Annotated in this window: 22 protein-coding genes and 1 pseudogene; 14 read left to right on the plus strand and 9 right to left on the minus strand. The window is 45.8% G+C overall.

Annotation, left to right across the window (positions count from 1 at the left end):
* The first annotated feature begins 41 nt into the window (after nt 1-41).
* On the plus strand, nt 42-857 hold the full coding sequence (phnX, locus tag R7M92_RS03495) for a phosphonoacetaldehyde hydrolase (protein WP_025768032.1): 816 nt from the start codon (nt 42-44) through the stop codon (nt 855-857).
* Between the two features lie 85 nt (nt 858-942).
* Here the strand turns inward: phnX and R7M92_RS03500 are convergent, their stop codons facing one another.
* The gene (locus R7M92_RS03500; RefSeq protein ID WP_206955053.1) at nt 943-1,971 is read right to left on the minus strand and encodes a LacI family DNA-binding transcriptional regulator; all 1,029 of its coding nucleotides are present in this window, start codon (nt 1,969-1,971) and stop codon (nt 943-945) included.
* Between the two features lie 248 nt (nt 1,972-2,219).
* Between R7M92_RS03500 and R7M92_RS03505 the strand changes: the two genes are divergently transcribed.
* Genes R7M92_RS03505 through R7M92_RS03515 form a run of 3 tightly spaced genes read left to right on the plus strand, consistent with a single transcriptional unit; the run spans nt 2,220 to nt 4,276 of the window.
* Nucleotides 2,220-2,663 carry a PTS sugar transporter subunit IIA gene (locus R7M92_RS03505; protein WP_005384357.1) on the plus strand — a complete coding sequence of 148 codons (444 nt, stop codon included), beginning with the start codon at nt 2,220-2,222 and terminating at the stop codon, nt 2,661-2,663.
* A gap of 59 nt (nt 2,664-2,722) precedes the next feature.
* The gene (locus R7M92_RS03510; RefSeq protein ID WP_005374080.1) at nt 2,723-3,010 is read left to right on the plus strand and encodes a PTS sugar transporter subunit IIB; all 288 of its coding nucleotides are present in this window, start codon (nt 2,723-2,725) and stop codon (nt 3,008-3,010) included.
* A 9-nt stretch (nt 3,011-3,019) separates the two neighbouring features.
* On the plus strand, nt 3,020-4,276 hold the full coding sequence (locus R7M92_RS03515; protein WP_005384349.1) for a PTS ascorbate transporter subunit IIC: 1,257 nt from the start codon (nt 3,020-3,022) through the stop codon (nt 4,274-4,276).
* 205 nt (nt 4,277-4,481) lie between these two features.
* On the opposite strand, the gene R7M92_RS03520 is transcribed toward R7M92_RS03515, so the two are convergent.
* Both R7M92_RS03520 and R7M92_RS03525 read right to left on the minus strand, forming a co-directional pair.
* Nucleotides 4,482-4,844, minus strand: a complete 363-nt coding sequence (locus R7M92_RS03520; RefSeq protein ID WP_318132715.1) for an ATPase — start codon at nt 4,842-4,844, stop codon at nt 4,482-4,484.
* A gap of 9 nt (nt 4,845-4,853) precedes the next feature.
* On the minus strand, nt 4,854-6,884 hold the full coding sequence (locus R7M92_RS03525; protein ID WP_318132716.1) for a S8 family serine peptidase: 2,031 nt from the start codon (nt 6,882-6,884) through the stop codon (nt 4,854-4,856).
* Between the two features lie 466 nt (nt 6,885-7,350).
* On the opposite strand from R7M92_RS03525, the gene R7M92_RS03530 reads away from it, so the two are divergent.
* A complete protein-coding gene (locus tag R7M92_RS03530) occupies nt 7,351-8,607 on the plus strand; it encodes a type 2 secretion system lipase (RefSeq protein ID WP_017819748.1) in 1,257 nt (418 codons plus the stop codon).
* Nucleotides 8,608-8,762: 155 nt separating this feature from the next.
* Here the strand turns inward: R7M92_RS03530 and R7M92_RS03535 are convergent, their stop codons facing one another.
* Entirely contained in the window at nt 8,763-9,362 is a 600-nt protein-coding gene (locus R7M92_RS03535; RefSeq protein WP_005374096.1) for a TetR/AcrR family transcriptional regulator, read from the minus strand.
* Between the two features lie 111 nt (nt 9,363-9,473).
* Here R7M92_RS03535 and R7M92_RS03540 point away from each other — a divergent pair, with 111 nt between their 5' ends.
* Nucleotides 9,474-10,016 carry a carboxymuconolactone decarboxylase family protein gene (locus R7M92_RS03540; RefSeq protein ID WP_318132718.1) on the plus strand — a complete coding sequence of 181 codons (543 nt, stop codon included), beginning with the start codon at nt 9,474-9,476 and terminating at the stop codon, nt 10,014-10,016.
* Nucleotides 10,017-10,112: 96 nt separating this feature from the next.
* Here R7M92_RS03540 and R7M92_RS03545 read toward each other — a convergent pair whose 3' ends face one another.
* From R7M92_RS03545 to R7M92_RS03555, 3 genes are read right to left on the minus strand one after another with little or no spacing between them, the layout of a single operon-like run.
* On the minus strand, nt 10,113-11,489 hold the full coding sequence (locus R7M92_RS03545; protein ID WP_318132719.1) for an efflux transporter outer membrane subunit: 1,377 nt from the start codon (nt 11,487-11,489) through the stop codon (nt 10,113-10,115).
* 14 nt (nt 11,490-11,503) lie between these two features.
* Nucleotides 11,504-13,468, minus strand: coding sequence for a MacB family efflux pump subunit (locus R7M92_RS03550; RefSeq protein WP_064369486.1), 1,965 nt, complete (start codon nt 13,466-13,468; stop codon nt 11,504-11,506).
* A gap of 1 nt (nt 13,469) precedes the next feature.
* On the minus strand, nt 13,470-14,645 hold the full coding sequence (locus R7M92_RS03555) for an efflux RND transporter periplasmic adaptor subunit (RefSeq protein WP_005384341.1): 1,176 nt from the start codon (nt 14,643-14,645) through the stop codon (nt 13,470-13,472).
* A gap of 772 nt (nt 14,646-15,417) precedes the next feature.
* Here R7M92_RS03555 and R7M92_RS03560 point away from each other — a divergent pair.
* The 4 genes and pseudogenes from R7M92_RS03560 (at nt 15,418) to R7M92_RS03575 (ending at nt 18,650) form a co-directional block, all read left to right on the plus strand.
* Nucleotides 15,418-16,767 carry an OmpP1/FadL family transporter gene (locus R7M92_RS03560; protein WP_005384340.1) on the plus strand — a complete coding sequence of 450 codons (1,350 nt, stop codon included), beginning with the start codon at nt 15,418-15,420 and terminating at the stop codon, nt 16,765-16,767.
* Between the two features lie 78 nt (nt 16,768-16,845).
* A pseudogene (locus R7M92_RS03565) lies at nt 16,846-17,564 on the plus strand (carbonic anhydrase).
* Between the two features lie 79 nt (nt 17,565-17,643).
* A complete protein-coding gene (locus R7M92_RS03570; RefSeq protein WP_005480925.1) occupies nt 17,644-18,195 on the plus strand; it encodes a YtfJ family protein in 552 nt (183 codons plus the stop codon).
* A gap of 20 nt (nt 18,196-18,215) precedes the next feature.
* Nucleotides 18,216-18,650 (plus strand): hypothetical protein, encoded by a 435-nt coding sequence (locus tag R7M92_RS03575; protein ID WP_053349371.1) that lies wholly within the window; start codon nt 18,216-18,218, stop codon nt 18,648-18,650.
* Nucleotides 18,651-18,729: 79 nt separating this feature from the next.
* Here R7M92_RS03575 and R7M92_RS03580 read toward each other — a convergent pair whose 3' ends face one another.
* Both R7M92_RS03580 and yjjG read right to left on the minus strand, forming a co-directional pair.
* Nucleotides 18,730-19,269, minus strand: coding sequence for an NUDIX domain-containing protein (locus tag R7M92_RS03580; RefSeq protein ID WP_017635078.1), 540 nt, complete (start codon nt 19,267-19,269; stop codon nt 18,730-18,732).
* Nucleotides 19,270-19,320: 51 nt separating this feature from the next.
* Nucleotides 19,321-19,995, minus strand: coding sequence for a pyrimidine 5'-nucleotidase (gene yjjG, locus R7M92_RS03585; protein WP_005374109.1), 675 nt, complete (start codon nt 19,993-19,995; stop codon nt 19,321-19,323).
* Between the two features lie 138 nt (nt 19,996-20,133).
* Here yjjG and R7M92_RS03590 point away from each other — a divergent pair, with 138 nt between their 5' ends.
* From R7M92_RS03590 to R7M92_RS03605, 4 genes are all read left to right on the plus strand, one after another.
* Complete coding sequence (locus tag R7M92_RS03590; RefSeq protein ID WP_318132721.1) at nt 20,134-21,057, plus strand: LysR family transcriptional regulator; 924 nt, start codon at nt 20,134-20,136, stop codon at nt 21,055-21,057.
* Between the two features lie 115 nt (nt 21,058-21,172).
* Complete coding sequence (locus tag R7M92_RS03595; RefSeq protein WP_031815349.1) at nt 21,173-21,487, plus strand: hypothetical protein; 315 nt, start codon at nt 21,173-21,175, stop codon at nt 21,485-21,487.
* Nucleotides 21,488-21,534: 47 nt separating this feature from the next.
* A complete protein-coding gene (locus tag R7M92_RS03600; RefSeq protein ID WP_005374113.1) occupies nt 21,535-22,221 on the plus strand; it encodes a helix-turn-helix transcriptional regulator in 687 nt (228 codons plus the stop codon).
* 164 nt (nt 22,222-22,385) lie between these two features.
* A complete protein-coding gene (locus R7M92_RS03605) occupies nt 22,386-22,568 on the plus strand; it encodes a hypothetical protein (protein ID WP_021035913.1) in 183 nt (60 codons plus the stop codon).
* The last annotated feature ends 457 nt before the right edge of the window (nt 22,569-23,025 follow it).

The raw sequence follows: 23,025 nt of genomic DNA on the forward strand, positions 1-23,025 counted from the left end.
GTGTAGACAAGCGCTCTAGCAAGCAAGAAAAAGGATTGAACATGAGCAACTCACCAATTCAAGCAGTGATCTTTGACTGGGCTGGCACTATCGTCGATTTCGGCTCTTTTGCGCCAACCAGCATCTTTGTGGAAGCGTTCAAACAAGGCTTTGATTTTGATATCGATCTTGAAGAAGCGCGGGAACCAATGGGGCTTGGTAAGTGGGATCACATCCAAGCTGTGGGTCGCATCCCTGCAGTTGATAAGCGTTGGAATGAGAAGTTTGGTCGCTCAATGACCAGCGAAGACATCGACGCTATCTACGCAGCATTTATGCCTCTGCAAAAAGCAAAAGTGGCTGACCACGCAGAGCCAATCCTCAATGCAATTGAAGTTGTGAACGGTCTGAAAGACAAAGGCATCAAGATCGGTTCTTGTTCTGGTTACCCTCGCGAAGTGATGGACGTACTGATTCCAGTGGCAGCGGATTACGGCTACAAACCAGATTACGTGGTAGCAACGGATGACCTGCCTCAAGGTGGTCGCCCTGCACCATTTATGGCATTGAAGAACGTGATTGAGCTGAATGTAACCGACGTTAATGCGTGCATCAAAGTGGATGACGCTGCACCGGGCATCGATGAAGGTCACAACGCCGGTATGTGGACCGTTGGTTTGCTGCTTTCTGGTAACGAAGCAGGTCTAACATTTGAAGAATACCAAGCCGCAGACGAAGCAACGCTTAATGCCGCTCGTGAAAAAGCGCGTGCAAAATTGCTCAAGAGCTCGCCGCATTACCTCATCGACACCATTGCTGACTTCCCAGAAGTGGTTGCGGATATCGAACGTCGCCTAGCAGCAGGTGAGCGTCCTTAGTCGACAGTCACTATTCTCACGCATAAAAAAACCTCTCAGCATCGAGAGGTTTTTTGTATCGCGTTTTGTCGCTAACCAAATCAAATTAGTTGATCGCAGTACTTGCTCGGCGTTTTAGCTTAAAGCCCATGTCCGTTGCGTGCTCTACAGGCTCACCTTTAATGGCTTGCAGTAACTTGTCTGCAGCTTTCGTCCCCATGCGTTCGTAGTCGAATTCCGCACAGGTCAAACTTGGATAGGCGTGCTCACCCATGGAAGAGCCTTCCAAACAAATAATCGCAATGTCGGTCGGGACTTTCAGCACTCGGCGATGACACTCAAACAATGCGCCAATCGCAATCTCTTCATGGCTACATACCAGAGCATTCAAACTTGAGTCGCGCAGCAATAGTTTTGCCAATCCTTCCGCACCTAATTGTGAAGATGGCGCTTCGTGGGTGGTTAAGAAATGGTCCGGTGCAAGGTAGTTCTCAATCATCGCGCTTTGCCAGCCGTGTAGCTTACGTTGCAAAGTGGAGTGATCCCCACGCGCACCAATGAAGCCCACGTTCTTGAAGCCTTGCTCAATCACATGCTTGGTACAGGCTTTACCCACCTCAAAATGGTCAACACCGATATTGAGGTAACTGGCTTTCGAACTTAACTCAGCAATTTCCAATACTGACGTGTTCGAGGCTTCCAAAAGTTGATTAGTACGTTGGCTGTGTTCATTACCAAACAGCACGACTCCGGCTGGGCGGCTCTCAAGAAATGTCGAAAGCAGTTTCTCTTCTTGCTCTACCGAGTAGTCGCTGTAGCCAAGCAGTAACTGATAACCCGCTTTGTTCAACGCTTGTTGAAAGCTCGGTAAGAAAAGCGCGCACGCTTTTTCAAACAGGGAAGGAATGATAAGAGCGATGGAGTAACTTTCAGCAGACGCCAAAGCCCCTGCCGCTTTATTCGGGATATAGCCGAGCTCATCAACCACTTGTTGAATCTTTTCTCTCAGCTTGTCAGATACTAGCTCGGGCGTTCGTAATGCTCGCGACACCGTCATGGTGCCTACGCCGGCTTTTTTAGCGACGTCCGCCAAGGTGACATTGCCAGTACTTCTTCGTTTGCGAGGTTCGCTCATTGTTCTTATTTAGTGTTCTCTATTTTCTGCCGCGACATCTTACCACAGCGTTTTAGTGGTTTTGATATTAGCGCATTAGAAGTCGATCACAAGCATATGAAACTCGGATGACAGATAAAAATGGTAGCGCTATCACAATTTATGATAGCGCTATCAGATAGCGCTACCATTTGTGATCATTCTCAGGTTTTTCTGACAAATTGATCGATAAAGTACCCATCAACAAAACAACAAACCGGAAAGATCCAATGCTACGTGAACTGATTACCTCTGATGTGATTCGCATCCATTCTGATGCTACTGACTGGAAAGATGCGGTGAGCAAATCCTGTGAAGCACTGATTGAAAATGGCGCGATTGAGCCAAGCTACGTGGACGCTATTTACCGCTCACACGAAGAGCTCGGTCCTTACTACGTGGTAGGTCCTGGTATGGCAATGCCACACGCTCGCCCTGAAGATGGCGTTAACCGTTTGTCTCTTGCAATCACGGTGATTCAAAACGGCGTGAACTTCGATTCTGAAGGTAACGACCCAGTGAAAATGCTGGTTACGCTAGCCGCGACAGACAGTAACTCGCACGTGGATGCGATTTCTAAACTGGCTGAGTTGTTTATGAATGAAGAGCATGTAGAAGCCATCTGCACCGCTCAAAACACACAAGATGTTCTCGCGATCATCGAAAAATACTAACTCCTGATGTGCCCTTAAAAAATGGGCATACACCCCTATAAAAAGAAAAGGTCTGAATTATGAAAATTATGGTTGTTTGCGGTCACGGTCTTGGTACTAGCCTAATGATGGAAATGAGCATCAAAGGCATCGTGAAAGAATTGAATGTAAACGCAGAAGTGGATCATATCGATCTAGGTTCTGCAAAAGGTACGGATTGTGACATCTTCATCGGTACTAACGACATCGTTGAGCAGTTGAACGCACTTGGCGTTGAACCTCGCATCGTTGCGCTTGATAACATGGTCGACAAAGTGGCAATGAAAGAGCGTCTATCTGTAGCACTTCAAGAGCTTGGCGCTCTATAAGGTGGCGTTATGGAATTTTTCAGTTTCTTAATGAACGATGTCCTATCAGAGCCGGCGGTTCTGGTAGGTCTTATCGCCCTAATCGGCTTAATTGCCCAGAAAAAACCGGTCACCGAGTGCATTAAAGGCACGGTAAAAACCATTCTTGGTTTCATCGTGCTTGGTGCGGGTGCGGGTCTGGTTGTAACTTCTCTGGGTGACTTTGCGACGATTTTCCAACACGCGTTCGGCATCACTGGCGTGGTTCCAAACAACGAAGCTATCGTCTCTATCGCGCAAGAAGCGTTTGGTAAAGAGATGGCGATGATCATGTTCTTCGGTATGTTAGTGAACATCTTGATCGCTCGCTTCACGCCATGGAAATTCATCTTCCTAACAGGTCACCACACGCTATTTATGTCGATGATGGTAGCGGCGATCCTTGCTTCTAGCGGCATGAAAGGTGTTCCACTGATCGCACTTGGCTCTCTGGTTGTGGGCTCTGTGATGGTGTTCTTCCCTGCGATTGCTCACAAGTACATGAAGCAAGTAACAGGTTCTGACGACGTTGCGATTGGTCACTTCTCTACCCTTTCTTACGTACTAGCGGGCTTTATTGGCAGCAAGTTCGGTAACAAAGAACACTCTACTGAAGAGATGAACGTACCTAAGAGCTTATTGTTCCTACGTGATACGCCAGTGGCAATCTCGTTCACCATGGGCATCATCTTTATGGTGACATGTATCTTCGCTGGCGGCGACTTTGTACGCGAAGTCAGCGGTGGTAAGCACTGGTTCATGTTTGCGCTGATGCAATCCATCACATTCGCCGGTGGTGTGTACGTTATCCTTCAAGGTGTACGCATGGTTATCGCAGAAATCGTTCCAGCGTTTAAAGGTATCTCAGACAAACTAGTACCAAACGCAAAACCTGCACTTGATTGTCCGGTTGTATTCCCATATGCACCAAACGCAGTATTGGTTGGCTTCCTATCGAGCTTTGCGGCGGGTCTTTTGGGCATGTTCCTACTTTACGTGATGGGTCTTACTGTGATTATCCCAGGTGTCGTTCCACACTTCTTCGTGGGTGCAGCAGCAGGTGTATTTGGTAACGCTACAGGCGGTCGTCGCGGTGCAATCTTGGGCGCTTTTGCACAAGGTCTACTGATTACCTTCCTACCTGTATTCCTAATGCCAGTACTTGGTGACCTAGGCTTTGCTAACACGACCTTTAGTGACGCAGACTTCGGCGCTGTTGGTATCCTACTGGGTCTGATTGTTCGCTAAGTGGTTAGTCTGAATATGACTAGCTGATAACTGACTTGATTGATGCGGGAATAGGCTCAACGGCATCAATCCTAAACAATCTCAAGTCATAGCAAATGACTGACTTTAGAAGAAACCAGTTATAGAAAGTAATCATAGAAAGAAAACAAACGCCCCTCACGTGAGGGGCGTTTTTCTTTTTGGCACTATCTTAAGAAAGCTTGGCTTATTGAAGCGTAGTTCCGTTAGATAGCAGCTTTCTTGTCGGCTCTTGCTCGGTATATTCGACCGCATCGTGATCCGCGAGCTTCTCGACTTCCGCCTGTTCGCCCACCACAACCAAGACGTGTTGTTTCACCAGAGCGTCGACCACTTCAATGTTGTGCTGACGAAGAAGCGCTCTCACTTCGCTCTCTTTCCCTTCATGATACTTAACAAAGTAACGTGCAGGTTGCTGCTCGGCTTGATCTTGGCGTTCATCCGCGAGAGGAAATCCTTGATTGTTTGCCAAGCTGCTTGAGCTCAGTCCGATTGCCAATAGTGCGGTAGCGCCTACCGCAGACAAAGAAAGTAAGGTCAACTTCTTCATAGTCACTCCTTATTGAAAGGTCAGAGTCCAACTGTTGATGGTGCCTGTGTCTCTTCTGGCATTGTCCACCGCTTTAAGTTCCCATGTGCCTTGTGATTCAAAACCAGAGAAGTCCGCTTGGAACGTATTTTTTATATCGTTAGCGCTGCCGCCGGTATTATTGTGAAGTACAACTTCTCCACCAGTCGGTGACGTTAAAGTCACTCGTAGATCACCGATGTAAGTGTGGCTAATATCAACGTCAATACTTACTGTGCCTGAATCACCAGAGCGATCGACTTCTACTGCACTGATTGCGCCAGAAGATTTATTATCTGGAATCGCGACAGGGCTGGTATTTGAGAAGCTAGAATCCGAAGAGCTACCACCATCAGGTCCATTACAGCCAGCGTCCAAGAACAGCTTCGCCGCTTCAGCATTAACTAGGCCGTGGCCAGTACGGTTGTCTCGACCAGCAACATCAATATCTGTTGCAGTTTTCACTAGGGCATTACGCACTTGCGCTGCTGTACAGGTTGGGTGGTAACTCCACACCAAGCCAGCTACGCCCGTTACGTGCGGTGTCGCCATTGATGTACCATTGTAGTATTCGTAATCTTCACCAGAGGTTGTTGCAACAGTAATTTCCTGACCAACATACCCCAACAGCTCTTGACCAAATGCACGATCAACCGTTACCGAAACCATACGATAAGCGTTGTTTGTGTCTACCAAGAATGGGTTTTGTAAACCAGGTAGTTCAGAGTTGCTGTATACGATTGCAGCTCGCGCACCCGCATTGTAACAAGCCTGAACCGCATCCACTTCAGGGTAGTTTCCTGAAGACTGGTTGCCAATACGCTCAGTCAAACAAATTTTGCCCGACATATCACCACAGTTAACGTTACCGCCAGAGACATCACAGCTATCTAGCGTTGCCGTTACTGAACCCGCGATTGGATCCGGAACATACGAAGAACCGTTATTGATCAAACGATTGTGAGGAACAATCCCACGATCAAACTGACTGACACCATTCAAGGTAATATCAGAAAGTTTACCTTCACCTACCGTAACCGTTGATAAGATCGCCACACCCGGGCCTGAGATCTCAACTTGATTAGTAGATTGTGAGAACGCTGCATGATCATTTTGATTATCAACGGCCGCAACAGACATCACTGAGTCATAAGAAGCTGGATAGCTGTGCGCTGTATTGCCATCATTACCCGCAGCGGCGATCAATAGAACGCCTTGATCGTAAATATTTTGCAGTGCATTTTGCTCAGTTCGGCTTGATTGACTACCACCAAGGCTCATGTTCACAACGTTAGCACCATTATCGGCACAGGTCTGGATTGCTTTAACAAGCCCAGATGAGTAACCCCAACCCGATTCGTTAAATACTTTCACGATGTGCAAATTCACATTCTGGTTTGGCATCACACCCTTTACACCTTCGGTGTTGGCAATCGCAGCAATCGTACCCGCGACGTGAGTACCGTGGGCATTGTTGTTACCCGGATCACTCCATGCTCCCGTACCACTATCGTTAGTACCAGCAACGCGGTTACCGCTTAGGTCGTTGTGCGAAATGTCGTACCCTGAATCGATAATACATACAGTGCGATTACCCGCATTGAAGTCAGCTAGCAGTTGAGCATTAACCGCTTCATATCCCCATGGGGTCGTTTCGCTGAGCAAATAGCGAGGTGGATCGACTTCCACGTATTCCACATCACTACGATTGCGAAGCGGCTCTAAGTCATCGCCATCCAATTCAACGCTGTAAATGGCGCGATTGCCCAGTTTTTCCACCTTACGTGCCTTCACCTGTTCTAGAACAGACTCCTGCGCGATTCGTGGCCCCCAGAATGAGTTACCACCCATTGAAGAACGGCTGACTGCATCTTCTTTGAATTTGACGATGTACTTCGTCGGTAACTTAGATTCATCAAATCCCATTGGTGGAGCCGCAAACGCTGACATCGAAGTGGTCAGTGCTATTGCTACGGCAGACAACGAAAATAAGCCTTGTTTTTTACTTGTTGTGTAGTGCATTTGCCCTATTCCTTATTTGAGCTAATTTTTATTCACTATATTCTCATGAAAAGTCATCATCATGATATTTGCATGAGAGCTTCAGCTATAGTTTACAGAGCAAAAATGCCAAACAATTTGTTTCATGAATATACAAATTTGTACAAAAGATCATTCAATAAACACTTTAAGTTAACATTAAAAATCATAAACAAAGCCTTATAAAGCAATTACTTAATTAACAAAAAGTGAATGTTAAATTAATGTTAGTGAGTAATTATTCTAAATATCACCCATTTAATCGATTGCTATGCTGAATGGATTTTTTGACCGTGGTGCCAAAACTGAAATATTGAATATTTAGTTGTTGACTGTCTTGAGCATTTACTCAGAATTAGAAGGTTTAGTGAGAAAAATTCTCATCTAAATACTGTTATAGCCGAGCGTATTCACGCATTCGGAACAATAACCATTACAAGAAGAGTGAATGATGAAAAAAACAATCACACTATTAACTGCATTACTTCCGCTTGCCTCCGCCATTGCAGAGGAGCCAACTTTATCACCAGCAATGGTTTCTGCGGCTGAAGTGGTTAGCGCGCAAGAAAATCAAACTTATACGTACGTTCGATGCTGGTATCGTACGAGCCACTCTAAGGACGATGCGGCTACCGATTGGAAATGGGCAAAAAACCAAGATGGTAGTGACTTCACTATCGATGGCTATTGGTGGAGCTCTGTTTCATTTAAAAACATGTTCTACACCAATACCTCACAAAACGTAATTCGTCAGCGTTGTGAAGAAACACTAGATCTAGCGAACGAGAACGCAGACATTACATTTTTTGCTGCTGACAATCGTTATTCTTATAACCACACGATCTGGAGCAATGATGCTGCAATGCAACCAGATCAAATAAACAAAGTAGTGGCTTTGGGCGATAGCTTGTCTGATACAGGCAACATCTTTAACGCGTCCCAATGGCGCTTCCCTAACCCGAATAGCTGGTTCTTGGGTCACTTCTCAAACGGTTTTGTTTGGACGGAATACGTTGCTAAAGCCAAAAACTTACCGCTATACAACTGGGCAGTTGGTGGCGCAGCAGGTGAAAACCAATACATCGCGCTAACTGGTGTCGGCGAACAAGTTTCTTCTTACTTAACCTACACAAAGCTGGCGAAGAACTACAACCCTGCTAACACATTGTTTACGTTAGAGTTTGGTTTAAATGATTTCATGAACTACAACCGTAGCGTGCCGGAAGTAAAAGCGGATTACGCTGAAGCTCTGATTCGTTTAACAGACGCTGGCGCTAAGAACTTCATGTTGATGACACTGCCTGATGCAACCAAAGCACCACAGTTCAAATACTCAACACAGGAAGAAATTGAAACGATTCGTGCGAAAGTATTGAAAATGAACGAGTTCATCAAAGCACAAGCGATGTACTACAAAGCCCAAGGCTACAACATCGCATTGTTTGATACACACGCACTGTTTGAGAAGTTAACCTCGGCACCAGAAGAACACGGTTTCGTAAATGCAAGCGACCCTTGCTTAGACATCAACCGTTCATCCTCTGTTGACTACATGTACACTCACTCATTACGTTCTGAATGTGCAGCATCTGGCGCAGATAAGTTCGTGTTCTGGGATGTGACTCACCCAACCACAGCAACGCATCGTTATGTGGCTGAAAAAATGTTAGAAAGCAGCAATAACTTAGAAGAGTTTCGCTTTTAATAAGCCGTTGTTGTTCATTGCAAGTTAATCTGCATAAAAATGACCACGATGCTTCGTGGTCATTTTTTATCGATATCGACCCCCGATAACGGGTTTATTTGAGCTCGCTTAGTTCAAGCCGTTGATTTAGAGACGTTGACTTTGAGCAGCCTCATTCAGCTTTCTGTTTTTGGTACGTTACCGCGGAAGCTGTCCACCATAATAGAGATCAACGTCTTTAAGGTTACATCATCACTACGGTATGAGTAGGCTCGTATACCCGTAAACTGAACCTGGAACAACTGAGCAAGAAGCAATGTATCCTGAGCTTCAATTTCGCCATTCTCGATTGCTCGCTCAAACAGCTTTGCAAGAAAAGATTCAAATTGGTTTGCTAAGCTGTTTGTTTGATTGCGCAGCGCATTAAAATCCTCAGCAAATTCACTTGCTGATTTGACTAACATGCACACTTCACTGGGATTGGAGTCTCGCTGATTGATAACCACATCAATCGCGAAAGCTTCTATTGCATCTAGAACCGTTGTGTTCTGAGCTAAATGCAACTCAAACAGGGCTTGTAAGTTCGCAACGTACATTTTTAGCGCTTCACAATATAGCCCCTCTTTTGACCCAAACGTCGCATAAATACTTCCAGGACGCAGATTAACGCTATCTTGTAAATCACGTGTAGATGTTGCATGAAAACCTTTCTTCCAGAATAGATCCGAGGCAGCTTTCACCACTTCATCACGTTGGAATTTCTTTGTATTCGCCATGAGCAATTATCAATTTTGAACATATGCTCAATTTTATATTGAGCGACCGCTCAAAATCAACTATCCTGTTCTTGCCTAATTCGCTCATATCCAACTACAGGAGATTTAAACATGGCAGAATTTAAACTGTATACCGCAGAAAACGCACCCGAAGGATCAAAGCATCTGATTGAAAATTCAGTCAGAGCGTTTGGCATGCTACCAAATCTTCATGCTGTTATGGCTGAAGCGCCAACCTTGCTTGAGGGTTATCAAGTTGTGCATGAGCTCTTTCAACAAACATCATTTAACGCAGAAGAATTGACCGTCGTATGGCAAACCATCAACGTTGAACATGGTTGTCACTACTGCGTTCCTGCTCATAGTGCGATCGCGGCGTCAATGAAAGTGGATCAGGAGATTGTCGATGCTCTCGTCAACCAAACACCATTGGCAGACGAAAAACTTGAAACACTACGAGAAACAACGCTTCAAATGGTGCGTCAACGTGGTGTAGTGGAAGAGTCTCAGATAGAGAAATTCTTTGCGGCAGGTTACGGACAGCAGCAACTGCTTGAAATTGTTCTTGGTCTAGCGCAAAAAGTGATGAGTAACTACACCAATCACCTAGCTGACACCCCGGTTGATGCACCTTTCAAGAAGTTCGCCAAGTAACTTAAGCTTTTATTACTGGTCCCATTCATGGGACCAGTAATACCTTCAAAAAAGGCTTTGTTGCATGGCGCTTCGCTAGTGTGAGCTGACACCTAATTACAACGGCGCAACGTCGGCTCCTCCTAAAGACTGGTAAAGCGTAACCTGAGTGAGAAACTGGTTGTAGCGGTTCTCCAACAAAGAAGCTTGTGCGTTTCTGGTGTCTTCTTGGGCATTCAAATAGTCCATGATCGATGTCGAGCCATACTGATACCGCGCGGCATATATGGACTCAGAGGCACTTGCGGCATCATATTGTTCTTGTAAACGCGCCGCCTGATACTTCAATTTCTCGCGTGCCGACAAGGCATTTTCGACATCTTGGAATGCGGCGTACAACACTTGGCGATAACTTACAATAGCCGATTGATAGTCTAAATCGGCAATGGCTTGGCTATTTTTCATCTCATTCCACTGCAAAAACGGCAACGTCATATCTGCACCTAAACTGCCGATCGGGTTGGAAAGCAGGTCTTTGAGCGCTTGTGACGATCCACCCAAAGCCCCAGTGAGCGTCAGCTTAGGCAAGTAGTCCAAATCTGCTGCGTCTTTATTTGCTAGCGCGGCTTTGACTTCATAAATCGCTGCTTTAATGTCGGGTCTGCGGATCAATAAATCAGACGGAGCACCAACACTCAACGATGGCATATCGCCTTCAGGCAGCATTTGGATGTTTGCACTGATGCTCTTCGGCGGTTGATTGAACAAAATCGCAAAGGCGTTGTTTGCCTCAAGTAAACTCTGTTCAAACTCACTTTGCTGCGCTTGTAAGCTTGCCAACGTACGTTTGGCTTCAAGCACATCTAACTGATCCACAGCGCCAAGTTGGTACTGTTTTTCAATCAATTGTAGCGTTTGAGCTGCGTCTTCCACATTACGCTGACTGAGGTTTAAGCGCTGTTTCAGATAGCCGATTTGCCAATATAACGATGCCGTCGTTGCCACCAAACTTTGTGCGGTCGCCTCGCGATCTTGTTGACTTGCCATCGCCGTCCACTTGGCTTGGTCAACGTCCGCCGAGATTTTTCCCCACAAATCCAACTCGTAATTGACGGACAAGTTAGTGCTGTAGCTATCTGCCGATTCCCCGCCATCAAGAGATTTTTGAACTTGTCCTGATGTGGAAGAACTCAACGTAGGGAAAAGGTCATCTTGCGCTAAACCCAGCTGTAAACGCGCTTTCTTTAGCGTTAGCGTTGCCAGCGTCAAATCGTTGTTTTGAGCCAACACCTGAGTAATGTATTGATTAAGCGTTGGGTCGTTAAACGCCAACCACCAAGGATCCATACTGACATCACCCGCAACATGCATCTGTTGCCAATTTGCAGGCACTTGCACCTCAGGAGCTTGATAGTCGCTACGCATAAGCGAACCACAACCTGACAACCACACTGCGCTTAAGGCAGCCGCGACCAATCGAGTTTTGAATTTCATTGTGTTACTCATTTTTAGTCTCTCGCTAGCGCTTCTATCGGATCGAGTTTGGCGGCATTGCGAGCGGGTAAAAAGCCGAAAGCGATGCCAATCAACGTTGAGCAAATAAACGCCCAGATGATCGAGTTCATTGAGTAAATCATTTGGAAGCTGCTGCCAGATGTACTGAATGCAAAACCAATCAAAAACGCCAAGCCAATACCAGCAATGCCACCACACAAACACACCAGTACCGCTTCAATCAAAAACTGACGCAAAATATCCGCTTGCCGCGCACCCACAGCCATTCGCACACCGATCTCTTTCGTGCGCTCTGTCACCGACACCAACATAATGTTCATTACGCCAATTCCGCCGACAATTAGGGAGATCACCGCAATCGCTGAGATCAGTAACGTCATGGTTGCGGTGGTTTTCTCGATGCTCTGACGAATGGTGTCAGTGTTAATCGTGAAGAAATCTTCTGTACCGTGGCGCATTTTTAACAAGTTGATGATGCTCTGCTCTACCGCCGCACTTGGGGCGTTCTCATCAATCCGTACAGTAATGCCGTTGAGGTAGCGTTGTCCCATCATGCGTCCCGACATAGTGGTGTATGGCACCCAAATTTTCAGCGCGTCGCTGTTACCAAACGCGTCTTCTTTTTTCTGCGTGACACCCACAATACGCACTGGCAATGAACCAAGAAAAATCACTTCACCAATCGGATTTCTATCCGCAAACATTTCCTTTCTGGTGTTGTCATCAATCACTGCTTCTTGGGCGAGTGAGTTCACGCTCTCTTCATCCCAAAACTGACCTTTGGCAATCTCATAACCGCGCACACGGAAATAATCTTCCCCAACCCCTTCCACAGACGCGGTTGCATCCTGATTGGCGTAACGCACGGTTAAGCTGTTGGATAAAGACGGCGTGACACTGTCGACAAAAGGTAGACTCTCCAACGATTTAGCATCGTCGGCGGTTAGCGTTTTCACTCGTCCGGAGCGGCGGTCACCAAACCCTTTGCCCGGCCTGACATCAATGGTGTTTGTTCCCATGGATGAAATATTCGACAAAATTTGCTGTTGTGAACCATTACCTAGTGCCACCACGGAAACCACCGAGGCTATACCAATAATGATGCCGAGCATGGTCAAAAACGTGCGCATTCTGTGGCTAGACATCGCCAGCAGCGCCATTTTTAGCGCGTCAATAAAACTGTCCCACTTCCACCACTTACTGGCGGCTTGCGCTGGGCGATGAAAAGATGCGCTCGGTGTCTTTGCTGCTTGCTCATTGATTACAACTTGTGCATTTGGCGTATCTGCAATGATTTCACCATCTTTGATTTCAATGATGCGATCCGCAAAGTTCGCCACGTTCATATCATGAGTCACTAAGATGATAGTATGCCCAAGTTGATGCAACTCTTTAAGCAGTGCCATCATCTCTTGCCCACTGTGACTGTCTAATGCGCCAGTGGGCTCATCAGCGAGAATCACCTCACCACCGTTCATCAGTGCACGAGCAACACTCACGCGCTGTTGCTGGCCACCACTCAGTTGGCTGGGCTTGTGGGTCAAACGATCTTCCAGCCCCAAGCGAGCCAATAGTGACTGCGCTCGATCCGTTCTTTGACGATGAGGAACTCCCGCGTAAACCGCCGGTACTTCCACGTTTGCCACCGCGGTTAAATCCCCCAGCAGATGGTAACGCTGGAATATAAAGCCAAAATACTCGCGGCGCAGTTCCGCCAGTTGATCAGATTCCAACGTCGAGACATCTTGCCCATTAATGAAGTATCGACCGCTGGACGGTTTATCCAAGCAGCCGAGCACATTCATCAGCGTCGATTTACCTGAACCTGATGCTCCCACGATCGCGACCATTTCACCGCGTTTTATCTCTAAATTAATGTGGTTCAACACAGTAAGCGATTCGTCGCCAGAGACAAATCGTCGAGTTAAATCCTCAACTTTTAAAAGCACGTCACTCATCTTAGAACCTCATTGGAGGTCGACGACGATCACCTCGGCTTGATGATTCTCCATCCATAGCATTGCCAAGAACAACTTGGTCGCCCTCCTTCAAACCTGAGAGAATTTCTGCGTTCACTTTGTTGTTAATACCCACTGTCACGGGCTTTTGCACCACTTGGCCCTGTTCAAGCACTGGCACGGTATAGTTGCCTTTGCCGCCAGATTTTTGCAGCACTTGTGAAGGGACAATCAAGGTATTTTCCGATTGCTCAAGGACAATCGAAACTTGCGCAGTCATGCCGATGCGCAAAATACCTTGCGGGTTCTTCACATCAAATACAGCGTTGTAGTAAATGGCGTCGCTATCTGAAATGCTCAAATCGCTGTCATCGCCATCCATGATGGTTGGCCCCGGCTCAATGGCGCGCAATGTACCTTTAAACTGCTGATTCGGTTTGCCTAAAATGGTGAACAGCGCCGTTTGGCCTGGGTGAACAAAAATCACATCGGCTTCCGAAATTTCGGCTTTCACCGTCATCGTATCTAACTTGGCTAACTCGATAATCGTTGGCGTGGTTTGATTGGCGTTTACGGTTTGTCCTTCTTCCACCGCGGTGTAGACCACCGTGCCATCCATCGGTGCGTTGATGGTGGTGTAACCGAGATCTAACTGCGCATTGTCGACGTTGATTTTGGCTTTCTCGATTTCAGCATCCAGTTGCGCTAACTCGGCTTTGTAGATGGCGAGCGTCGCTTCGGCATTCTCGTAATCAGCTCGTGAGCTCGCTTTCGCTGCCAACATGCCTTTTTGGCGCACGTATTCATAGTTTGCTTGTTTAATCTGCGCTTGCTTAGCCTGGTACTGAGCGTTGAGACTATTAAGAGACGCTTGGGCTTCTTTGAGGCTGTTTTGCTGAGTCAGGCTGTCAATCTGAGCAATCAAGTCTCCCTGTTTTATCTCATCCCCTAAGTTCACAGCGAGACGTTGAATTTGCCCAGATACTTGCGCACCTACATTCACCAATTTGGACGCTTGCAACATGCCGTTGGCTAATACCGCCTTTTCGATATTGCCTTTGCGAACGACTTCTGTCGCGTAAGGAGAAATGGGTTCTGGACGTTGCAGATAATGATAACCACCAGCACCAATAGCAAGTAGGCCACACAAAACGAGCCATTTTTTATTGAGTTTCATAGCAGGATTGAAGTAAATAATCGTTTTGATTTTATACTGCTATTTTTCTTAGCCGTACAGGGTACGAGACGTAAAGATAGGTAAATTAACGTCAAGAAACTGAATGAATAACTTCACTAACGTGAAAAATCCGAGATATTATAGTCACTTCAAAACTATATTATTCAATACGTATAGCAAAGACCATTTTTAATATAGAAATTCAAGTTATAAGTATTATAAACAAAATTTTTAAATACCAACAAACCAGTAAAGTCCAAAATTATTCAATATGCCATCAATTTAAATTTCATTATGGCCATTTTTAATTATTGAATTTCAAGAGGAGTTAAGTGACAAGTTAAATAAAAAATACCCACATAACACAGGTAAGACCGAGAGGAGTGTGTCATGTGGGTTTAAAACGATAGTTCTCTTGCTGATTCGAACTACCAACGTTGGGATGCAATGGAAATACAAATGACTCAGAGTTTCCATCACGGACACTTTATCGCTGGATTTGCCTCTGTTTGTTAGGGAACAGTCAGCACAATAAAAATAGAGAAGTAATACCGCAAAAATAAAAATAGAGGCTCTGAGTTTAATTTACACGTAAAATAATCACCACATTCACGACATGAACCATTAATAAATTCATCAATAAATATTTATTAAGTTAAATTTATTTATTGTCAACATACTGTTAGTTTTACTCCTAAATATACTGGTCAGATTTGTTTATTTTACTGCTTTTCGTTGCAATACAATCTCTAATTAATTCATGAGAAAAAACATGCAGCGACAATTCACTCTTTCACCGATTTATTTATTAATCGGTTTAGCCTCATCGACGGCGTATGCCGGTGGTTTTCAAATTAACGAACATTCGGCGACGGGTCTTGGTCGTGCTTTTGCTGGTGATGCCGTCATTGGTGATAATGCGTCTGTAGTCAGCCGCAACGCCGCAGCGATGACGCTGTTTAAACAAAATGCCTTATCGTTCGGTGTCACTTACGTCAAACCTGGCGTTACCGTTAAAAATGCGCAATATCATCGAGCTAATATTAATGCGGATGTCGATGTTAGCATGGGAGGTGGATTGATACCCAACCTTCAACCACCAAGTGTAAGTGTTACCCCATCAGAGACCGTGACCGACATTGATGACGTCGATGGCGTTGGTCAACCAGCCGTTGTACCCAATTTTTACTTTATTCACCCTATCAACGACGACTGGTATCTAGGCTTATCGGCATACTCCAACTTCGGAACCGACATGGAGTTTAAACCAAACTATGGCGCACCTGTTTTTGGCGGTGTCACCAGCGTAGCGAGTGTCAACCTTGGCGCAAGCTTGGCATACAAGGTGAACGATCGTTTTAGTATCGGTGGTGGTATTGATGTGATTTACGGCTCTGGTGAGCTGTACCGCGATATGGACGTGGGTGTTTGCGTTGGTGGGAACATACTTGGAAACGAACTAGACCAACGTTGCGGAGCAGTAAAAGGCAACGCACTTGATGTGGAAGCTGGCGGCATTGGGCTTGGCGCGAACATTGGCATGATGTACGAGTTTAACGAACGTCATCGCTTAGGTTTAAGCTACAAGCACAGCCCTAACATAGATGCCAAGGGCGACATCCACTTTGCTGGCGAATCGTACGACTCGCTTGCTATGCCGCTACCGGATATTGCGGAGTTTTCCGGTTATCACCGCGTCTTACCTAAATTTGCCCTGCACTATTCTGTGCAGTGGATTGGTTGGTCAGCATTTGACAGCTTGAAAGCTGATGATCAGTTGCTAAAAGATTTTCAGTGGCAAGACTCCGCGCACTACTCCATCGGTGCGACTTGGTACGCCAATGAACGTTGGACACTTCGCACGGGTTACATGTTCGACAAAACACCTGTCGATGAGCTGACTTCGCTTTCTATCCCAGATTCGAACCGTCACTGGTTATCTGCGGGTGCCTCTTACCAATGGTCATCAGATACCACGGTTGACATCGGCATGACGTACTTGATTGGTGAAGATGTCAACGTAGAAGAGTACGCGTATGAAGGTGTTCCTGCACCGATGGTAACGGGCGTGACCCATTCAAATGCGTTCCTAATTGGTGCCCAACTCAGCCACCGTTTCTAATTTGTCAGGCAGTGATCAAACCTCTAGGTCATTGCCTTGTAACAACGCTTATCAAAGCGACCGAACAGAGACATTATTATGAACAAAACACTACTTGCTTTTTCACTCTCACTTCTCACTCTAAGCGCGGCTCAGGCTTCGGAATGGGGCTATGGCAATGACAAACACGGGCCAGAACACTGGGGAGAAATCGCCAAAGACTGCGCAACCACGAAAAACCAAAGCCCAATCAACATCGACAACCCAGCCGATGCAAAACTGGAAGCACTGAACCTTTCGTACACAGGTCAAGTCATTGGTTTAACCAACAATGGTCATACGCTGCAAGCGCAAGTGAACGGACGTAACAGCTTCACCATCGATGGCGAGACGTTCGAGCTGCAACAGTTCCATTTCACACACCTTCAGAAAACCAAATCAAAGGCCGCCAATATCCACTTGAAGCGCACTTTGTGCACGCCAACGCAGATGGCGAGTTGGCGGTAATTTCGGTGATGTTTGATGCTGGCGATCAAAACGCAGCGCTGTCTAAACTGATCAACGCAATCCCACAAGAGAATCAAACCACTTTCTTTAAAGATACGTTTGAGATTAACGACTTACTGCCAAAAACTGCAAACTACTATCGATTTAACGGCTCTTTAACCACACCGCCATGTTCAGAAGGTGTGCGCTGGTTTGTGCTTAAAGACACTCAAACCTTATCCAAAGATCAAGCCGCGAAACTGATGGAAGTCATGGGACAAAACAATCGTCCGCTGCAACCGCTAAATGCGCGCGTTGTACTTTCTAACTAAACGCCACATCCGATAAGGGGCATCGTATTTGCCCCTTATTTTGATTCGCTCTAACCTCACTTCGTTACAGGAACCCCCAATGAAAACTCCATCTGTTCTGTCACTCTTACTCGCACTCGCCCCGACATTCGCCTTCTCTCATAACCTTTCTGTCGGTCAAACCACCCCCTCCGTCAGCATTGATACCTATGGCGAAATGACGCTGCAAGGAGACGATGTGGCTTATCAACCTTGGGCAACTCAGCAGATGTTAGGCAAAGTCCGTGTGATACAAGCCATTGCAGGTCGTAGTAAAGCCAAAGAGATGAACGCGCCGCTGATGTCAGCAATCACTGCCGCTCACTTTCCTGAAGATCAGTATCAGACCACAACCGTGATCAACCAAGAAGACGCCATATGGGGAACCGGTACATTTGTAAAATCGTCGGCAGAGGACAGCAAAAAGACATTCTCTTGGTCTTCCATGGTGTTAGACAAAAATGGCGTATTAGCAACAACTTGGGATCTGCAGCAAGAAAGTTCTGCGATTATCGTACAAAATAAACAAGGTGAAATTTTATTCGTGAAAGAAGGGGCTTTAACTCAAGACGAAGTCACACACGTCATCGAACTGATTAAACAGAATATCTAAACCTAAGGTAAGGAAAAGTTATGAAACTGTTCAACACCATCGCGCTCTGTCTTTTAGCGGCTGTAGCCTCTTTCCAATCGATTGCTGGAGACAACGATTGGGACAAGATTGCAGATAAAACCGTCAGTTTTAAATCGGAAACCGACACAGTCAATCCACTGTCACCATTTGCTAACGCTCGTTTCAGCCACATCAAAATCAAATGTACGCAAGGTACGGTCGATCTGAAAAGCGTTAAAGTAATCATGAAAGATGGTCAGGAAAAGACGTTCGACAGTTTAGGTGTTCTGACTAAAGGCATGTCATCAAGAAGTTTAAGCCTACCAACAAAAAATAACGCGAAATTAGACAAGATCGAGTTGAACTATGAATCGGTTGGCAGCACAGCGCTGCAAGTCGCGGGGGTGACCAAAAAAGCGCAAGTGGAAATCTTAGGTAAGAAAATCGACGAGTAAGCGATGGCTCAACGAACTCACCCAAACTAAAAACAGCGGCACTAGGCCGCTGTTTTCATTAAAAAATCGTCATGGATAACTAAATGAATTTCTTCAGCTTCGCCAAACCATAAGCGGCGATGGTGACACAATCTTTGATCGTGCCGTCGATCATCATCTGTTCGAACTCCTCAACAGAAAAAGCGCGAGTGATCAAATCCTCTTCTTCACTGTCGAGTTGATTGCCCACGTCCGTTAAATCAGTGGCGAAGTAGACGTGACATGTCTGATTCAAAAAGCCGTATGCGATAAACTGCGCGCCGACATACGCCATTGCGCTCGCCTGCATGCCCGTTTCTTCACGCAGCTCGCCTTTGGCAAGCTCAAGATGATCCGCATCTGGGTTTGATTCCCACGCCCCTTGTGGGATCTCCCAACAACGTTGACCTACGGTGTAACGGTACTGCTGAACCAAGTGAATCATCCCGTTATCGATAGCCAGAATCGCAGCACAATCAGGTTTGTCGACCACACCATAGATGCCCTCTGCGCCGCTCGGACGTAAAATTTTGTCCTCACGCACCGTCATCCACTTATTCTGGTAAACGACTTTGCTGTCTAACTGTTTGATGTCTGACATGGTTATTCCTTGATTTTTCTGAGGGTTACTGCGGAATAATACCCGATTCGGTTACGCCACCAAAATGTTCTTTAGTTCACTCAAAGACTCAACGGTGTAATTTGGTGCGATACGCTCATCGACGCTTGCGCCTGTGGTATTTAACCAGCAAGTTTCAATACCAAAATTATTACCACCCAGAATATCGGAATGCAGGTTGTCACCCACCATCAGTACGCGCGTTTTGCATGGGTTGCCCATTTGCTGCATCGCGTATTCAAAAATACCTAAGTCCGGTTTTGCTACGCCCACTTGTTCAGAGATCACCACTTTATCGAAGTACTCAGTCATCCCTGTGCGCTCAAGGCGAATTGCTTGCAACTCTGTAAAACCGTTGGTGATGATGCCCATTTTGGCTTTGCCTTGCAGCGCTTCCATCAGCTCTTTTGCACCTGGCAACAAGCTGCAAATATCGGCCATTGCTTCTAAAAATGCGCTATTGAGATCTGCTGTTGTGGTATTCAGCTTCTCAGCCCACTCGGTAAAACGCTTATGTTTTAGCTCATCTGCCGTTACTTTGCCATCTTGGTAATCCACCCAAAGCGGTTTGTTTACGGTTTGGTAATGAGCAAAATCTTGTTCAGTAAAATCTACGCCTTTGCGAGAAAACATAAGCTGCAAACCTTTGAAAGCATCAAAGTGGAATAAGGTTTCGTCAGCGTCAAACAGGATCCAATCGTACTTCATTTTCTTCTTCCCAAAATCAAGGTCGTAATACTGGTGCATAGTCTAGATTGTTTTCTTCTTGAAGATAATCTCTATAATTGGAAATTAATTGTATCCTTGTGCTCAACAATAAATGCTTCACGATAATAGGAGATTGATGTGAACGCGATTGCCTCCCTGCCCGTTTTTGTTGCTGTTGTCGAATGCGGCAGCTTTTCCCTTGCGGCCAAACAGCTGAATCTGACGAAATCGGCGATCAGCAAACGCATCAACCAACTAGAAGACGATTTGGGCATTCGTCTCCTTAATCGAACTACGCGTAAGCTGAGCCTGACCGAAGCAGGAGAACGCTATTTTGAGTACGCCTCTCAAGCGCTCAACCTAGCCCAGCAAGGCGTAGACGCGGTATCGGAACTGCAAGGCTCTCCACAAGGTCGGCTCAAAATTACCGTGCCGATGTCTTTCGGTGTGCTGCATATCGCGCCTTTGATCAGCGAGTTTCTCGCTCGTTACCCGAAAATTGAAGTGGATTTAAACCTCGAAGACAAAATGGTCGATTTGGTTAAGGACGGTTTTGATTTGGGGATACGTATTGGTGAACTCACCTCTTCCAATCTCATCGCAAAACGTCTCGCCCCTTGTAAAAGTGTGCTTTGTGCCTCGCCAGATTACTTAGCGGAGTTTGGAACACCACAAAAACCAAGTGATTTAGTCAGTCACAACTGCCTGCGCTACTCCTATTTCCGTGGCGGCGTCGAATGGATGTTCATCAACAACGGCAGCGAATACAAGGTGCTTCCAAAAGGACACTTTATCGTCAATAACAGCGAAGCTATTCGCCAGTTGCTGTTAAGAGGTTCGGGCATTGCGCAACTGCCAACATTTATTGCAGGAAGAGACTTTGCCGCAGGAAATCTAAAACCGGTGATGGAAGAGTATTCTCTACCAGAACACGCCATTTATGCGGTTTTTCCTGAGCGCAAGCACATGACGTTGAAAGTAAGAGCCTTTATCGATTTTATCAGCGAAAAACTCGGTACAGATTTACCTTACTGGGATCGTTACAACAGCCCAGAAAAATAGCCATATTGATGATAAGTGAGTGAGATTTCACTACTGACATGTTCTGACATTCCATCCGCGTAACCTTATTTGGAACTCAACAGGCAATCCGCCAAAACCAATAAGGAATCACAATATGGAAACCGTTATCGAAACTGTGCAATTTCGTCTAACCGCAGGCACAACAGAGCAAGACGCGATCGCCGCTGCCAAACAGTCACAAACGTTTGTGAAGAATCTGCCGGGCTTTTTGTATCGCTCACTCAGTCACGAAGCGACGGACGATGTGTGGACAGACATCATTTACTGGCGTTCAATGGACGATGCAAAACAGGCGGGAAACCAGATTAAGCAAGCCGTTGAATTTCAGCCTCTGTTATCAATGATTGACTGCGAAAGCTTCGAGCTTAAACATCACAACTTAAAAATGTGCAGTGAGCTAGAGAAGTAATCAGCCACACTACCACTAACAACCAGTAGGTCTAGATAAGGAACATCATGAGCAAATCAGAACGACTGTTTGAGCTACTGACGCTTCTGCGCGCAAAGCGTTACGCCGTGACAGCGAAAGAGCTCGCAGAAAGAATGGAAGTTAGCGAACGTACGATTTATCGCGATATTCAGTCGTTGCTCAGTTCTGGTGTTCCGATTCAAGGTGAAGCAGGTGTCGGCTACCTGTTGCAAGCTGGCTCTCATCTGCCGCCTTTGATGTTCTCAGAAAAAGAGATGATGGCGCTTGAACTGGGTATGCGGATGGTTCGAGCCTGGTCGGATGTTGAACTCGCCGAAGCGTCTCACTCTGCGTCCACCAAAATACTTTCGGTATTGCCCGATAAGCTCAAACAACAAGTGGAAGATTGTCCGCTGATTGTGCCCGATTATCACACCCAATCCGAGACTGCCAAACGAGGGCAGCTTCTGCGCCACGCGATTGATCATCAGTTTAAGGTCAGTTTGGATTACCAAGATGAAAGCGGACAAGTGACCGAAAGAAAAATCCAACCGTTAGGCCAGTTCTTTTGGGGCAAAGTCTGGACGCTGGTCGCCTGGTGCGAATTGCGCGATGACTACCGCCAGTTCCGCCTCGACCGTATCCAAGCACTGCGTATGCACGATGAAGAGTTTCAGAGTGCGGAAACCAAATCTCTCAAACATTATATTGCGCAGTATGAATCGAAAGATTGAGTGTTCTTCATCCTTCCATCACAAGGATTCTACATTGCTCTGCTCAATGCGAGATATTTGGAAAGGCACATTTAGTTAAACTAATGTTTCATTTTTAACAGATGCGCAACCAACCTAAGATCGTTAACTTAAGTAGCACGTCAACCACACCGGAGCGTGAAGCTATGAAAGTACTGATTCAATACACCCAAGCAGGGAAATATCGAGATCAAGCGTGGGAGTCTTTAACTCTTCGATCTAAAGGTGATATGCAGGCAGTTACCCCTTCTTATGCTGCCCAACTTATCGAACAAAGCAAAGCGACACTTGTGATGACAGAGGAGCAACAAATCGTTATTCATCCATAACCGACTATTAGCCTTGTTTAACCAACCTTTGTTAGTTGTGCAAGGCTTACATCTCGCCATTTAAGTTTATCAATTTTATACACGACCAACTATATTTGGAGGTTGGCCTTAAGCATTTTTCCGAACATTGATGTTTGTTCGTTTAATCATTCAACCTAGCTCAGGTGAAAAGCGAAAGTTACCCGATGTATCCCAAGAGGTGCCTAGGTGGTACCGCCTATTATCCTTCATAATAATATGGGTAATTATCATAAACTCTACAATGTTAGCACTTGTATTTTTTATCGCAGGTTTTTTATCACTAGCAAATCATGTATGACCTTCACTTATCCAACCAAGTTTAATATCACACTTTAAATGTAAAAAATCACATTAACAATTTCATACAAATAATAAATACATCAGCTAATTTTTAACTTTTTAAAATGAAAGTCTAGAATACAAAAAATAAACCTTA

It is taken from the genome of Vibrio sp. Vb2880 (genome assembly GCF_033337975.1).
Lineage (GTDB): Bacteria > Pseudomonadota > Gammaproteobacteria > Enterobacterales > Vibrionaceae > Vibrio > Vibrio alginolyticus.